This is a genomic window from Microcoleus sp. M2_D5 (genome assembly GCF_036701935.1).
Classification (GTDB): domain Bacteria; phylum Cyanobacteriota; class Cyanobacteriia; order Cyanobacteriales; family Microcoleaceae; genus Microcoleus.
The window spans coordinates 1-14,382 of sequence record NZ_JAUBRP010000113.1; the positions used below are offsets into that span (position 1 = coordinate 1).

A 14,382-nucleotide genomic window follows, 5' to 3' on the forward strand; every position below is an offset into this window, starting at 1 on the left:
GGGATGGGCGTCCCGCCCGTCATGAGTGGACGGGCGGGACGCCCATCCCACTTTCTAGAGTGAAAGTTATTTAATTCTCATTCCTTAGTTGTTATTTGTTATTGATTACTGGTTATTTGTAGCAACTGCTTTCCTAACAACTACCAACTGCTTTCGGGTCAACGAACAACTAATATCATGTCCGATCGATCGCGCATCATACATAGTCGGGGCGGGTTTTTGAGATTGTCGGTTTTTGGCGACTATTGCTGGTGAACCCGCCCCTACGGGAATCACGGTCAATCCACCGAACATGATATAACAACTGTCAACTGACTTCATTTCAAAAACTCAATCAACTGCTGCAACTTCAACCAAGCTTCACCGCTAAATAAAATCTCCTTAGCCATAGAAACTCCTGCTGCGTGAGAGCCCATAGGAATTGCACCTCCCACCTGAAAAGCCAAAGACGCATTCAAAGCTACAACATCCATTTGTGCGGGCGTACCTTTGCCCTGCAAAACGTTCCGCAAAATCTCGGCGTTTTCCTCAACATTTCCGCCTTTTAACGAGCCGATCGCACTTGGTGTCAATCCTACCTTTTGGGGGTCTAAAGTAGTGAGTTCGACTTTGCCATCCGACAAAACCGCCAAATCAGTCACATCACCCAAACCCGCCTCGTCCAATTTTTCTCTGCCGTGAACGACTACAGCTAACTCAGTCCCCAACTCGCCCAAAGCTTGAGCAATAGTTGACACCAGACTAGGATCGAACACCCCGATTACCTGCCCTGTAGGGCGCATAGGATTGACCAGGGGCCCTAAAAGGTTAAAAATAGTCCGCACCTTCAAAGTGCGCCGGAGCGGCGCTACAGCCTTAAGTGCGGGATGCCACCCAGGGGCAAATAAAAAGGTGATGCCCACGGAGTCTACCGCAGCTTTTACCTTCGCGGGATCGGCGTTGAGGTTGACTCCCAGTGCTTCCAACACGTCAGCAGAACCCACTTTGCTCGATGCGGAGCGATTTCCGTGTTTCGCGACTCGAACTTTGCCGGCGGCGGCCACAAAAGCTACAGCAGTGGAAATGTTAAACGTGGAAGCGCCGTCGCCACCGGTGCCGCAAGTATCAATTAATTTAAGATTCGAGATTGAGGATTTGGGATCGAAAACGCTCTCCGACTCGCCTGCAAGCGACTGAGAATGCAATACATGAGCCATTCCTGCCAATTCTTGGGCAGAAATGCCTTTGGCTTGGATGGCCGCTAAAATGGCTCCTGAGAGGACGGGGGGAATAGCTTCGGCTAGCCATCCCTGCATCAAGTCGGCTGCTTGGGCGCGTGAGAGAGATTGTCTGTCTAATAGTTGTTGCAGGAGGGCTGGCCACACAGGAGAATCCGGCGTCTGGGTTGAAGCAGGGGATAACTCTGGCGTTGCTAGTAGAGGAGAATCTGTCATTTATTAGTTCTAGTCAAATTTAGCTCGATCGAGCTTTGCGGCCAAACCGAGAATCGATCGGGATTTTACCAGACTGGCAGACCACATTTTGCGCGATCGGGCCCAGATTTTTGCCCAAATGCCAGCACCGCTACAGAATTTGTCGGCCCGTAGCAGCCGAATATGAATTTTTTGATACAACAATTACCCTATTGTTGTGCCAACTTTACATAGAAACCCCAAATTGTAAAACTGCCAGTAGTCTGCTGTATTATCTATCAGCAATAATACTTAACAGTAACTCAGGGCACCCAAAGACCGATAAAATTTTCCGACAGGAGTTGTGAAGAGCAAAAAATTTTAGACATTAGGAGAACCCCAGATTCATCTGGGGAGTCAACTTCAATCTAAAATTTGAAATCTCCAATCGAGTGACAGCAAGGACAGCGAGCGTTTAGCTCTTGCAGGTGGGTTAGTTGCTTCGGGTAAGAGTCGATCGTACTCTCACCCAAATCCTAAAAATAGACTCTTGCGGTTGTAGAAGTCGCGGCCTTTTATTGTAACAACATCCTTGCTACTAAATTATTTCAGGGTATTCAACTGCTAATATATTCAGGGAGATTTCAAGGAGCGGCTTTTGCTCGAATACCTGCACCGCAGGCCGATCGAGGTGCCAATGCGATCGTGACAGTCAGTCAGTCGATTTGAGATTTGAGATTTTAGATTAACCCCACAGATAAATCTGGGAGCTTGAACCTTAGTCTAAAATTTTGATCTTTCCACGACAAGAGTACGTGGCACGGTATCCGTTTTGGGGCTGGATCGAGCCTAAAATAAATACCCGATCGACTAAACTTTCTGCTCAACCACTAACAACTAACAGCCCCGTAGGACAGATGAATAAACACACTCTTCTCCGGCTGAGAAACACCATTTTTCAGCCTAAATAACGGCTAAAATTCAACAGGCGGTAGAGCGAAAATATTCAACTCACACACAAGAGCAGGGTATTCACAAGTGGGAAATCAAAAATTAGGAAATAAAGCGATAGAATGCCTGAATGTCGCGGAGGCACTGCACCAAATGGAAGCAAAATATTATAGTATGTTTGAAAATGCTGTGTCGGGTATTTTTCAAACAACCCAATCCGGTCGCTACATCAGCGCTAACCCAGCTTTGGCTCGCATCTACGGATATAATTCCGCCGAGGAATTGATGGGCTGTCTGACTGATATCAGCGATCAGCTTTACGTCAATCCCGATCGGCGCGATCAGTTTGTTTCTGCTTTGCAAGAACAGGGTATCGTATCGGATTTTGAGTCGCAGATTTATCGCCGAGACGGAACAATAATTTGGATCGCTGAAAACGCGCGGGCTGTCTGCGATGAATCAGGGAAATTGCTCTACTACGAAGGTTTTGTAGAAGATGTCACCCAGCGCAAGCAAGCAGAATCTGCACTTCGAGAAAGCGAAGAACGCCTGCGCTTAATAATTGAAGGCGTTAAAGATTATGCTATATTTATGTTAGATCCAGATGGGTATGTAGCTAGCTGGAATTCTGGTGCAGAACGCATTTTGGGATACATATCTCATGAAATAGTTGGCAATAATTCGGAGTGTTTTTTCACTAAAGATGATATTGAAATCGGCAAGCACAAAGAAAAATTAATCAGGGCTGTGGCCGAAGGTCGATACGAAAATGAAGGCTGGCGGCTTCGCAAAGACGGATCGCGATTTTGGGCGAATATTATTGTTACTCCTTTGCGCGATGAAAGGGGAAAGTTGCAGGGCTTTTCTCAAGTAATGCAGGATATTACTGAGCAAAAGCGGGCGGCTGGGGAAAAGATGCAGTTGATTGCTTCTTTGCAGGCGTCGGAAAAAAAGTTTCGCACTTTGTACGAATCGACGACTGATGCGGTAATGCTGCTAGACGAAGAGGGTTTTTTGGATTGCAATCCGGCTACTTTAAAGTTATTTGGATGCAGCACTGAGTCAGAGTTTTGCGGCAAGCATCCTTCGGAGTTCAGCCCGCCGTTGCAACCGGACGGACAAGATTCTATGAGTCTTTCTCAAGAGCGAATTAATACGGCTTTGCGATCGGGAAATTGCCGTTTTGACTGGCGGCACCGTCGTTTGGATGGTTCTGAGTTTCCGGCGGAAGTGCTGCTAACTTCTATGGATATTGGCGGCAAAATTGGGCTGCAAGGCGTGGTGCGCGATATCACTTATCGGGTGCAGGCTGAGGAAGCATTGAAGCAGGCTAATGAGGTATTGGAATGCCGGGTTAAAGAGCGGACAAGTCAGTTGGAAGAGGCTATTAAAAAGTTGAGGTTATCGGAAGAAAAGTTTTCTAAGGCTTTTCGATCGAGTCCAGATCCGATGATAATTACTACTTTTGCTGAGGGTCGTTTTATTGAAGTTAATGATAGTTTTCTGTTGATGACTGGTTATGATTTAGAAGAAACGACCTGGAATACAGTACCGGGGTTAAATATTTGGGTAAGGCCTGAAGATCGACTTAATTTTAGGCGAAGTTTGCACGAACAAGGTGTTGTTCGCAATCAGGAATGCGAGTTTAGGATGAAGTCTGGATCGGTGGTGGTGTGTTTGCTGTCAGCAGAGTTGATTAATTTGGACGGCGAACTCTGTATGCTGGCGGTGATGACGGATATTACCGATCGCAAACACGCCGAAGAAGCCCTACGGGAAAGCCAGCGGGCATTGGCGACGCTGATGAGCAATTTGCCGGGAATGGCCTACCGTTTTCGCAACGATGCCGATCGCAGTATGGAGTTTGTCAGCGAAGGTTGCTATCAGTTAGCCGGGTATTCTCCTGAAGAATTTATCGGCACTCGGCAAGTTTCTATCTCGGAATTGACTCACCCGGACGATCGCGAGAATTTGTGGAATGCCGTGCAAATTGCTTTACAAGAAAATCGACCCTATCAGCTAAATTACCGAATTACTTCTAAAAATGGCGAATTAAAATGGGTTTGGGAGCAAGGTTTGGGAGTATTTTCCGACTCGGGAGAATTGATAGCTTTGGAAGGGTTAATTACTGATATTTCCGAGCAGAAACGCAGCGAAGAAGCTTTGCGGCGATCGCAAACAGAGTTAACCCAACAAAAACTTCAACTCGAAAATACTTTGCACGAATTGCAGCAAACTCAAGCTCAACTGATTCACACGGAGAAAATGTCTACTCTCGGTCAAATGGTAGCCGGTGTTGCTCACGAAATTAACAATCCTGTTAGCAGCGTCTGCGGCAATCTCGTCCACGTGGGCCACTACACCGAAGATTTGCTGAATTTGCTCGATATGTACCAGAAGCACTGCCCGCAGCCGCCGGCAGCAATTCAAGCTCAAATTAAGGATATCGAATTAGAGTTTCTGCTAGAAGATTTGCCGAAAGCGATGTCTTCGATGCAGGTTGGGGCCGATCGCATTCGGGAAATCGTGCGATCGCTCAGAAATTTCTCCCGCAAAGACGATTCTCAAATGAGCAAAGTTAACCTGCACGAAGGCATTGAAGGAACGTTGCTGATTCTGCAAAGTCGCCTGAAAGCCAGAGGTAACTATCCCGAAATTGCGGTAATTAAGGACTATGGAAATTTGCCTTTGGTTGAGTGTTATGCTGGGAAAATCAATCAGGTATTTATGAATTTGATCGGAAATGCGATCGACGCGATCGAGGAATACAACGAAGGGCGTTCAGTTGCCGAAGTCAAAGCTAACCGCAGCAAGATTAAAATTAGGACAGAAGTCCAAAACTCTAATGCTGTAATTAGGATTTCTGACAACGGCCCCGGTATGCCAGAAGAAGTTTCCCAGCAGTTATTCGAGGCTTTTTTTACCACCAAACCCGCCGACAAAGGCACCGGTTTAGGCTTGTCCATTTCCTACAAAGTTGTCCAAGAACACGGTGGCAAACTTAGCTGCGTGTCTGCACTCGGTCACGGAGCCGAGTTTATCATAGAGTTGCCGATCGAACAACCGATCGAACAATCCTAAAGTGCGATCGGGGCGATCGTATCCGGACTTACCATTGGTAATGATTGAGTAAGCGACTAATAATACTGGTACTTACTGTTTAAGAATCGTTAACATTGACCTACCTGATTGTTTTGAAGTCCTTTCTTTCACATTTTAGGAATGAGAATTAAATAACTTACAATGCGTGATGGTTCTTGTGGGATGGGCTCTTATAGCCCGTCCAGAAAGGGCAGGCGGGACGCTAGGGCCCCTACTCCCCACAAACTTGTGTAAATTATTTAATTCGCGATCGTTAGGAGAAAATGCCAGGGCTAGTTGAGAATGGTGCAACATTTCAGATACAACTAACTATTTTTGACAAGGGCTAAAAGATTGTCGGTGAAAGACAGATACACCGCAGCGTTCCAAAGCCAATTTATGTTTAGCTGTTCCATATCCCTTGTTATTTGTCAAGTCATATTCAGGATACTTAACAGCCAAACGTACTATTAATTCATCGCGCCAAACTTTCGCCACAATACTAGCAGCAGCAATCTGAATCGATCGCGCATCACCTTTAATCATCGTCTCTTGCTCGATCGCCAAATTGGGAATCCTTTGATTCCCATCAACCAAACACAAATCCGGCGTCACCTTCAACTTCAAAATTGCCCGTTTCATCGCCAACAAAGAAGCCTGCAAAATATTGAGGCGATCGATCTCCCGCACCGAAGCCGCACCAATTTGACAGTCAACAGCCACAGCCCGGATTTTCACAGCTAAGCGACTCCGGGCTGCGGCACTCAACTGCTTGCTGTCGCGCACCCCGCAACTTGCTAATTCATCGAGAACTTCGTCGGGCAAAATGCAGGCTGCAGCCACCACCGGCCCGAACAAAGCCCCTCGTCCGACTTCATCCACACCCGCAATTACCAGAGCGTTCGAGGGAGAGGGGGAAAGGGGAAGATGGAAAGATGGGAAGAGAGTAAAAATTTCTACTTCTTCCTTCTTCCTTCTTCTTTCTTTCCTCTTATCTGTTCCCTCTTCTTTCATAACTATTCATCCACAAGGGCAGATGAGCGGCGGCGCCGGCGGCGGTTGATAGCAGGCTCCTCGGGTTCGCTTGATTGGATCGGCTCCTGGGATTGGATCGGCTCAGGGGATTGGATCGGCTCCTGGGATTGGATCGGCTCCTGGGATTGGATCGGCTCCTGGGATTGGATCGGCTCAGGGGATTCGTCCATCAAATCACTGGGTTCCTCCATCCGATCAAAATCATCAGTTTCCTCGATCGAACTCTCGCCATAAATTTGGACATCATCATCATCATCATCATCATCATCCGCCTCAGAAAAAACAGGCTCAACTACCGACCTTTCTGGATAATAATCCCGTTCCTCATCCTCAACATTCTGTGGAGGCGTCGTCGCTTCAAATTCAAATTCGAGCTGCTCGAAAGGCGGCTTGTTCGGGGCCACTCCCGGAAGAGTCACCGAAACGATCGCATTCTTAGGATTTTTCACGCTGCGATCCGTAAGCACCAAAGGAGAAATGCCCATCAGAGCATAAACATCCTGCTCCTCCGCCGTCATTTCCACCGAAATCACCTCTGGAGGCTCCACCATCGGCTTCATCAACTCAGACTTAGCCGGACGCACGCGATCGAAATCCTCGCGCCTGCCAACAGTCGCCATATTCACCAGCCCGAAGCCCTCCGAAGCCGCCCGGATGCCGGGGGGTGCCAGATACTCAGAGCGCGTATCCGCAACGGGCGCGCTCGAAGTATTCGGCAGCCGCAACTTGCTGCGTACCGGTTCCTCCTCCGCCGGGAGAGCAAAAGGCTCTTCGCCAATCCGGCGGCGGCGGCGCCGTCTAGTTCCGTTCCCCAAATCCTGATAGCTGGGATGGTTGAGCAAGTCCAAAGGCAAGGCGTTGCTGCCGCTCTCAAAATCCAAACTTTCGCTTTGAGGCTCCCAAGCAGCCCTAGCAGGTTCGGGGGGGCGTTCTTCCCGCACCGGGGCAGTAGTTGCAGCAGCCACAGGCGTCAAGCTGCGGCGTTCCAATCCTTCGGGCAAATTCAACAAAACGCGGTTCGACGTAGCAACAGTGCGATCGGCCGATTCCCGCACCGCTGCGGCGAAGTCTTCTTCCCCAGGCAAGTGCACCAGATGACCCAACCCGCTGCAAGTAGGGCAAGTATGGCCGAACAACTCGTAAATATTTTGACCTTGGCGCTTGCGAGTGAGTTCTACCAGTCCCAATTCCGACAGTTGAGCGATTTGCGGCCGAGCTTTGTCAGCTTTGAGAGCTTTATTGAAATGTTCCAGCACCTGCAACTGATCGCGGCGGGATTCCATGTCAATAAAGTCAACAATAATCACCCCGGCAATATTGCGTAACCGCAGTTGTCTAGCAATTTCCGTGGCTGCTTCGCAATTTGTCCAGAGTACCGTTTCCCGAGCCGTCGCCGATCGAGTAAACGAGCCAGAGTTGACATCAATCACCGTCAGCGCCTCAGTCGGCTCGATAATCACATAACCACCCGAAGGCAAATCAACCCTCGGTCTGAGGGCTTCTCGAATCGCAGCGTTAACGCGGAAAAATTCTAAAATCGAGGCGCGCTCTCGGTGGTGGTCGATCAAAACTCCCGCAGGAAGTTTACCGCCGTTCCAGCTCATCAACTGCTGCTTCACCCGCTTAATTCCATTTTGCGAGTCCACCACAATCCGATTCACGTCACCGCTGAACATATCTCGCAGCACCCGCTGGATAAAATCGTCATCCCGGTTGAGCAGTGCCGGCGCCCGCGAAGTACCGCCTTCTAGTTGAACGGCTTCCCACTGTTTTTGGAGGACTTCCAAATCTTCCACGATCGCTTCTTCAGTCATCCCCTCAGCCTCGGTGCGTACCAGCAGCCCCATCCCGGCAGGTTTCACCAAAATAGCCAGGGCTCTGAGGCGGTTGCGCTCGGCTTCCGACTTGATCCGCCGCGAGAGATTGACTCCCCTGCCGTAGGGCATCAGTACCAAATAGCGGCCCGGCAGGGTAATGTTGCCTGTCAGCCGGGGGCCTTTGCTGCCCGTCGGTTCTTTCATTACCTGTACCACCACTTTCTGCTGGGGGGTCAGGAGTTCTGTAATTGCTCCTGCCGATCGTTTAAGGCGCAGCGGGCCGAGGTCTGTGACGTGCATAAACCCGTTACGTTCTGGGTCGCCAATATTAACGAAGGCCGCATCTATCCCAGGGAGTACATTTTCAACAATTCCCAAGTAAATGTCGCTGACTTGGTGGCTGCCTGTGGCTACCACAAGTTCTTGGATTTGATCTTCTGAAAATACGGCAGCAATGCGATGCTGCTCTGCTATAACTATCTGCTTTGTCATTCAATTTCCTCAAAAAACTGGCAGCAAGTTAGAGACACTTACGCACTCATAGTGCCTCTGACTTAGACTGTAATTAGTAGTAGCTTGAAGAGTTATTAGCTGTGAGTTGGTGCAGGCTGGAAGGAAAGTTAACTGTTGACCGTTCACTGTTAACTGTTGACTTTTCACTGTTAACTGTTACAGATAAAGTAGTTAAACCCGCCCGTACAGAGTTATGAGTTATGCTCAGCAGATAAATCTGAGAGATAGAAATAAGGAGGCTTTTATCGAGTTAGGAATCTTGAGTTTTGAATTGAGAATTGCGAAATCAATACTCAAAATTCAACACTTACAACTCTTCCTTTAAACGAGCGCGAATAAATTCATTGACACCGTACCAATTTCTTAACACACAACTTAACACTACGAACTGATAACTCCGCTTGCGTGGTGGTTGAGGGCTGGTTTTGAGCGAAAGTAGGTAGGAGTGAAAGCGTAAGGACTTTTGTTGAATTCTTGCGCGATCGCACTCAACATACCCCAGCTTCGCATTCGACTGCAACCTCCGCCCCTGCCAACCCTAAAACCTCGTCAGTCGATTTTAGATTTTAGATTTTAGATTTTAGATTTACTCCACAGATGAATCTCGGAGATTGAAATTTAGTCTAAAATCTAAAATTTTGGTTTTCCACGAATTAAGTCGGGGGCTTATCTCCGATTTTTGACGGGTCAGTCGATTTTAGATTTTAGATTTTAGATTTTAGATTTTAGATTTATTCCACAGATGAATCTGGGACATTGAACTAGAGTCTAAAATCTAAAATTTTTGGTTCTCTCCGACTTAAGTCGGGGGCTTATTTCCGTTTTTTGACGGGTCAGTAGATTTTAGATTTTAGATTTTAGATTTACTCCACAGATGAATCTGGGACATTGAACTAAAGTTGAAAATCTAAAATTTTTGGTTCTTCACGACTTAAGTCGGGGGCTTATCTGCGTTTTTTGACGGATCAGTCGATTTTAGATTTTAGGTTTTAGATTTTAGATTTACTCCACAGATAAATCTGGGAGCTGGAACTTTAATCTAAAATCTAAAATTTTTGGTTTTCCACGACTTAAGTCGGGGGCTTATCTCCGTTTTTTGACCCGCCAAAAACATTTATTGTTGAATACCCGCTCTGCGGTTTGAACCGTAAAATTTTTGAATAAGCCGACCACCGACAACCAGTCGATCGATCGAAATTAATCGCTAAATTTGGTTCAGACCCCGCTCCGGCGGGTTTGGCGCTAGATTTAGCCCGTGAATGTACAACAAAAAGGCTTAAAGTCTTGAACAGAAGCAAATTGCACCCAGCCCGCGTTGCTGGTTGACTCTTAGCGGCGAGCGACTAAAGCGCTCGAGCCGCGGCGGCTTCCATAACAAGCGATTATAGCGTGAAACGACACATCCCGATCGAGAGCCGAAGGTGAAATATTCCACCACCGCTTCCCTATCTTAACCATAACCCAGGATTAGCTGACTGCGCTCAACCTGTAGAAGCTGAATTTCCTGCTGGCTGACTTGTTCGAGCATGAACACAATATGTTCTGGTTTTAGCAAGTTGCCATCGCTGCGACAACTGCCCGTAAAACGCAAGACGGCTCTACCTTTGGATGTACCACCAAAGGCAGAGGTACTGTCTGGTTTCTGCTCTACAAGTTCTAGTTTGTGCAGCCTCTCGCGCAAATTCACATCCTGAGTCTTTCCCGACTTAGTAGTGTGCACCCGCCAAAAAGCCTCGGTTTCGGCGATCGTCTTGACCCAAGCTTCCCAGTTGGCATCAGGAGCCGGAGAGACAGGAGCTGAATTTTCACGGTCTAATTCGCCATTTTCTGTCAGCGAACCCCCTAAAGCCACAGCAATCACGTACTCCGCTGCTTCTAACAACTGGTTAGCAGAAGGAGCCTTGAGATCGATCGGCTCAACCTTGTAAATCGGAATATTTTCCGGCAGCTTAGCGGCCAACTTTTCCCGAAAACTCTCAATATCGATCGGCTCAGTCAGCTCAAAGTCAGCAATTTCCCCAGTGCTGGTAACGCCCAGAGGCAGAGCATTTGCCAGAGAAATCCGAGGGTTCGGGTGAAACCCGCCGGTAAACGAAATCGGCAAATCGGCTCTGCGGACTACTCGATCGAACAATCGGATCAAATCCAAATGACCGACCAAAGCCATATCGCCCACCTTCCCGAACCAAACCCGCAAACGCTGTTTCCGATCCGTATTCGGCACAAACTCCCCAGCAAACTCTGGAATTGGCAGCGCATCCACCACCACATTGTGTCCGAAATCGGTGCCGCAAACCCCGCAGCGCGAACACCCTTCAAAGGAACAGTCGGGAACCGTCGCTGCTTCCAAAGCCTTTTGCAAGTCAATTTTCAGCCAGTTTTTGTCGATCCCCGTGTCTAAGTGATCCCAAGGCAGGGCCCGATCGAGAGAGAGGGGGAGAGTGGGGGAGAGGGAGAGGGGGAGAGAGGGAGAATTTGGAAAATCTTCCTTGATTTCTCTTCCTTCTTCCTTCTCCCTTCTTCCGACGGACATTGAACTGACATCCGTTACATCCGTTACATCCGTTACAGAATCCGTTGCCGAACTTTCTTCTTCCTTCTCCTCTTCCTTCTCAAAAAGATTCCACTCGCCGCTTTCGACTTGGCGGTATTTCCAGGTAAGGCCCGACTCATCGATCGCCTGAGTCCAAGCTTTGTAAGCCCGATCCAAGCTTTCCCACCACGCATCCATACCCGCGCCAAGTTCCCAAGCGCGGCGGACTACAGCGGCCAAACGCCGATCGCCCCGTCCGACAAAATCCTCCATTGCCGAAATCCGCACATCAGTGTAATTCACCTTGACACCCCGCATCCCCCGAAACTCTTCCTTCAGGAGTTTTTGCTTGCGGGAAAACTCAGCAGTAGAAACCGAGTGCCACTGAAAAGGAGTGTGAGGCTTAGGCGTAAAATTAGAAATTGTCAAGTTAAAATTCAGTCCCCGCCGACCATTGATCCTGCATTCCCTGTGCAGCCAGCGGACTGTTTCGGCGATGCCCAGAACATCTTCATCAGTTTCCCCAGGCAAACCGATCATAAAATACAGCTTGATTTTATCCCAGCCGCGATCGACCGCAGTTTTGACACCCCGAAGCAATTCTTCGTTGGTCAAACCTTTGTTAACAATGTCGCGCATCCGCTGAGTACCAGCTTCCGGGGCAAAAGTCAAACCGCCTTGTCGCGTACCGCCGAGAATGTCGGCAATATTATCGTCAAATCTGTCAACCCGCTGGCTGGGTAGAGACAGAGAAATATTTTTATCTTTCAGGCGATTTTTGATTTCCATGCCGACTGCTGGGAGTGCCAGATAGTCGGAACAACTGAGGGAAAGCAGGGAAAACTCGCTGTGCCCGGTGGCTTGCATCCCCTGTTCTATTGCCTCTACGACTTGCTGCGGTTCGACATCGCGCGCGGGGCGAGTCAGCATTCCCGGCTGACAGAAGCGACAGCCGCGGGTGCATCCCCGGCGGATTTCTACTGTCAGTCTGTCGTGTACTGTTTGGACGTAGGGAACTAGGCCGATCGAATAAGCTGGTATGGGAGTTGCCACGCGGCGCAGAATTCGTTCTGGAACTTGCGGGCGGTTGGGATGAACGGAACCGTCGGCCGCCATATCGTAGAATTGCGGGACGTAGACGCCTGGAATTTGCGCTAAATCCAGCAGCAATGCTTCTCGGCTCAAATTATTAGTTTTGCCTTCTGCCAAAATCAAGCCAATTTCTGGCAGCAACTCTTCTCCATCTCCCAAAGCGATGAAGTCAAAAAAGTCCGCGTAGGGTTCGGGGTTGGAAGTTGCCGTTTGCCCGCCAGCAAAAATCAGCGGCATTTGACCGTTTTGGGGATTGGTCGCTCTTTCTTGCCAAGTTAGGGGAATGCCGGCTAAGTCCAGCATTTCCAGAATGTTTGTCGCTCCGAGTTCGTAGCTGAGGCTGAAGCCCAGAATATCAAATTCTGTGAGCGATCGCCTTGATTCTACGGCAAACAGGGGAGTTTTGGTTAATCGCAGTTTTGCTGCCAAGTCGGCGGCGGGCAAATAAGCTCGATCGCACAACTGCCTCGGCAAAGCGTTCAAAATGTTGTAAAGGATGATGTGCCCCAGATTGGAAGCACCAACTTCATAAACTTCTGGGTAAGTGAGAACCCACCGCACAGACGCCTCGTCCCAAGGCTTGTGCGTAGCCCCCAATTCGTTTCCCAGATAACGAGCAGGCTGATTAATGTCTGCTGTAAGTAATTCTTCGACTTTTACTGCCACGGCTCGACTCGCTAAATATTTGCGACTCTTAAGCAGCCTACCTTAAAATCTGCCAACACGCCAACGACAGTCGCCTGTCTTTTGGGCCATTTAACCGAATTGGCTGTGTTTTGTTGCGTGTTATTCTCGATGAGGAGGTTCTATCAGTGTTGTTTTACGCAGGAGTTTTCTGCATGAAAGCTATCGACATTTTCAAATATCTCAAAAACTCGATCGAGTTGGCTGAGTTCCAGAATCATCTTAATCCCGGGGGATACCGAGCAAATACTAAACCTGCGCCCCATTCTTTTCGCTTGCTTGAGGCCCGACACCAATGCCATTAAACCGGCACTGTCAATAAATGTTACTGCGCCCAAATCTACGAGTACCGCTACAACCCCGGGGGCTGCAATTGCTGTGATGAGTTCCCGTCCGAATTCTCCGCAGGTGGCTGCATTCAGGTAGTCTAGGGGTCGAATCACCGTAATTGGTTTATGGGCAAGAAGTGTCTGCATATGTCAAACCTATGATTGCTACGTATTTTCAACTACTGCGCTGGACTGATGTAAGCCTAAACCTACTTGATTGCTCTGAGCCTAACTTAATCTAAGGCAAACTGACCAGTTGTTGTCAGTAGTTTTACTGAATCTTTATTTATTGACTCTTTTTTATGAAATTTTGCCTAAGATTTGGGCAGAAAACGTAAGCTACTATACTATTTTTTATTAATACCAGCAGGCGCAAGTATTGGTAACTCTAAAAATAGCGATCGACTTTGCTCTAGCTGTTAGATAAAACTGAACAAGGTAATTTAAATCACTTGCTAGTTCTGATCTAGATCACCTGCTCGCTCGACTGTTCAGAGGACAATAAAACTTTACATCTTGCAAAAATAGCTGGGATGGGCCGGAGAGCCCGTCCGAAAATTTGATCGAAAGGACTTTTGCAAGAAGTCTACTGTACGGAGTTCTCCGACTTACTATGCAAGCAACTCATGCTATTCGTCAACTTGTAGAAAAAGCCCTCTACATTAAGCAATTGACGCCTGACATTGAAAACGAAATCAACTACGAGCTCACCCGTTTGGGGTACATCTCGGATATTGATTATGAGGCTTTAGAGTTATTAATGGATGAAATGGATGCCGGTCGGGTGCAATTGGTATCTAGCCGTCGATAGTGGGAACCGGGCAGCCAGTCCACATCCAAGAACAAACAAATCCTTGCACAGCGGGCAATAGAGGAGTGTTAAGCTGCTACGCAGCTAAACCGGATAAAATAGCATTGCCTTTATTTTTGATTTTTCGATCCCATTTAATAACCAG

At 48.1% G+C, this 14,382-nt stretch carries 10 protein-coding genes; 2 read left to right on the forward strand and 8 right to left on the reverse strand.

Going from position 1 to position 14,382, the window contains the following annotated elements; genetic code table 11:
* Nucleotides 1-105: 105 nt before the first annotated feature.
* From QUA50_RS27715 to QUA50_RS27725, 3 genes are read right to left on the reverse strand one after another with little or no spacing between them, the layout of a single operon-like run.
* Nucleotides 106-321, reverse strand: coding sequence for a hypothetical protein (locus QUA50_RS27715; RefSeq protein WP_333262100.1), 216 nt, complete (start codon nucleotides 319-321; stop codon nucleotides 106-108).
* Nucleotides 318-1,433, reverse strand: coding sequence for an anthranilate phosphoribosyltransferase (gene trpD, locus QUA50_RS27720; RefSeq protein ID WP_333262097.1), 1,116 nt, complete (start codon nucleotides 1,431-1,433; stop codon nucleotides 318-320). The genes QUA50_RS27715 and trpD overlap by 4 nt, the downstream gene beginning before the upstream one ends.
* Nucleotides 1,434-1,442: 9 nt before the next feature.
* On the reverse strand, nucleotides 1,443-1,613 hold the full coding sequence (locus QUA50_RS27725) for a hypothetical protein (protein WP_333299454.1): 171 nt from the start codon (nucleotides 1,611-1,613) through the stop codon (nucleotides 1,443-1,445).
* 816 nt (nucleotides 1,614-2,429) lie between these two features.
* Between QUA50_RS27725 and QUA50_RS27730 the strand changes: the two genes are divergently transcribed.
* Nucleotides 2,430-5,423: a PAS domain S-box protein gene (locus tag QUA50_RS27730; protein ID WP_333262091.1), complete on the forward strand. Its 2,994-nt coding sequence runs from the start codon at nucleotides 2,430-2,432 to the stop codon at nucleotides 5,421-5,423.
* Between the two features lie 330 nt (nucleotides 5,424-5,753).
* On the opposite strand, the gene QUA50_RS27735 is transcribed toward QUA50_RS27730, so the two are convergent.
* From QUA50_RS27735 to QUA50_RS27755, 5 genes are all read right to left on the reverse strand, one after another.
* Nucleotides 5,754-6,437: a ribonuclease HII gene (locus tag QUA50_RS27735; RefSeq protein WP_333262088.1), complete on the reverse strand. Its 684-nt coding sequence runs from the start codon at nucleotides 6,435-6,437 to the stop codon at nucleotides 5,754-5,756.
* A 2-nt stretch (nucleotides 6,438-6,439) separates the two neighbouring features.
* Entirely contained in the window at nucleotides 6,440-8,767 is a 2,328-nt protein-coding gene (locus QUA50_RS27740; RefSeq protein ID WP_333262086.1) for an Rne/Rng family ribonuclease, read from the reverse strand.
* A 402-nt stretch (nucleotides 8,768-9,169) separates the two neighbouring features.
* Nucleotides 9,170-9,298, reverse strand: coding sequence for a hypothetical protein (locus QUA50_RS27745; protein ID WP_333262083.1), 129 nt, complete (start codon nucleotides 9,296-9,298; stop codon nucleotides 9,170-9,172).
* A 940-nt stretch (nucleotides 9,299-10,238) separates the two neighbouring features.
* On the reverse strand, nucleotides 10,239-13,079 hold the full coding sequence (locus QUA50_RS27750) for a TIGR03960 family B12-binding radical SAM protein (protein ID WP_333262080.1): 2,841 nt from the start codon (nucleotides 13,077-13,079) through the stop codon (nucleotides 10,239-10,241).
* Nucleotides 13,080-13,222: 143 nt separating this feature from the next.
* Complete coding sequence (locus QUA50_RS27755) at nucleotides 13,223-13,573, reverse strand: STAS domain-containing protein (protein WP_333262077.1); 351 nt, start codon at nucleotides 13,571-13,573, stop codon at nucleotides 13,223-13,225.
* A 466-nt stretch (nucleotides 13,574-14,039) separates the two neighbouring features.
* On the opposite strand from QUA50_RS27755, the gene QUA50_RS27760 reads away from it, so the two are divergent.
* A complete protein-coding gene (locus QUA50_RS27760; protein ID WP_015176637.1) occupies nucleotides 14,040-14,237 on the forward strand; it encodes a hypothetical protein in 198 nt (65 codons plus the stop codon).
* The last annotated feature ends 145 nt before the right edge of the window (nucleotides 14,238-14,382 follow it).

Excerpts from the sequence above, each read along its gene's own strand:
- QUA50_RS27760 (WP_015176637.1), top strand. The coding sequence starts at position 14,040 with ATGCAAGCAACTCATGCTATTCGTCAACTTGTAGAAAAAGCCCTCTAC.
- QUA50_RS27715 (WP_333262100.1), bottom strand. The coding sequence starts at position 321 with ATGAAGTCAGTTGACAGTTGTTATATCATGTTCGGTGGATTGACCGTG.
- QUA50_RS27745 (WP_333262083.1), bottom strand. The coding sequence starts at position 9,298 with ATGCGAAGCTGGGGTATGTTGAGTGCGATCGCGCAAGAATTCAACAAA.
- QUA50_RS27735 (WP_333262088.1), bottom strand. The coding sequence starts at position 6,437 with ATGAAAGAAGAGGGAACAGATAAGAGGAAAGAAAGAAGAAGGAAGAAG.
- QUA50_RS27740 (WP_333262086.1), bottom strand. The coding sequence starts at position 8,767 with ATGACAAAGCAGATAGTTATAGCAGAGCAGCATCGCATTGCTGCCGTA.
- QUA50_RS27755 (WP_333262077.1), bottom strand. The coding sequence starts at position 13,573 with ATGCAGACACTTCTTGCCCATAAACCAATTACGGTGATTCGACCCCTA.
- trpD (WP_333262097.1), bottom strand. The coding sequence starts at position 1,433 with ATGACAGATTCTCCTCTACTAGCAACGCCAGAGTTATCCCCTGCTTCA.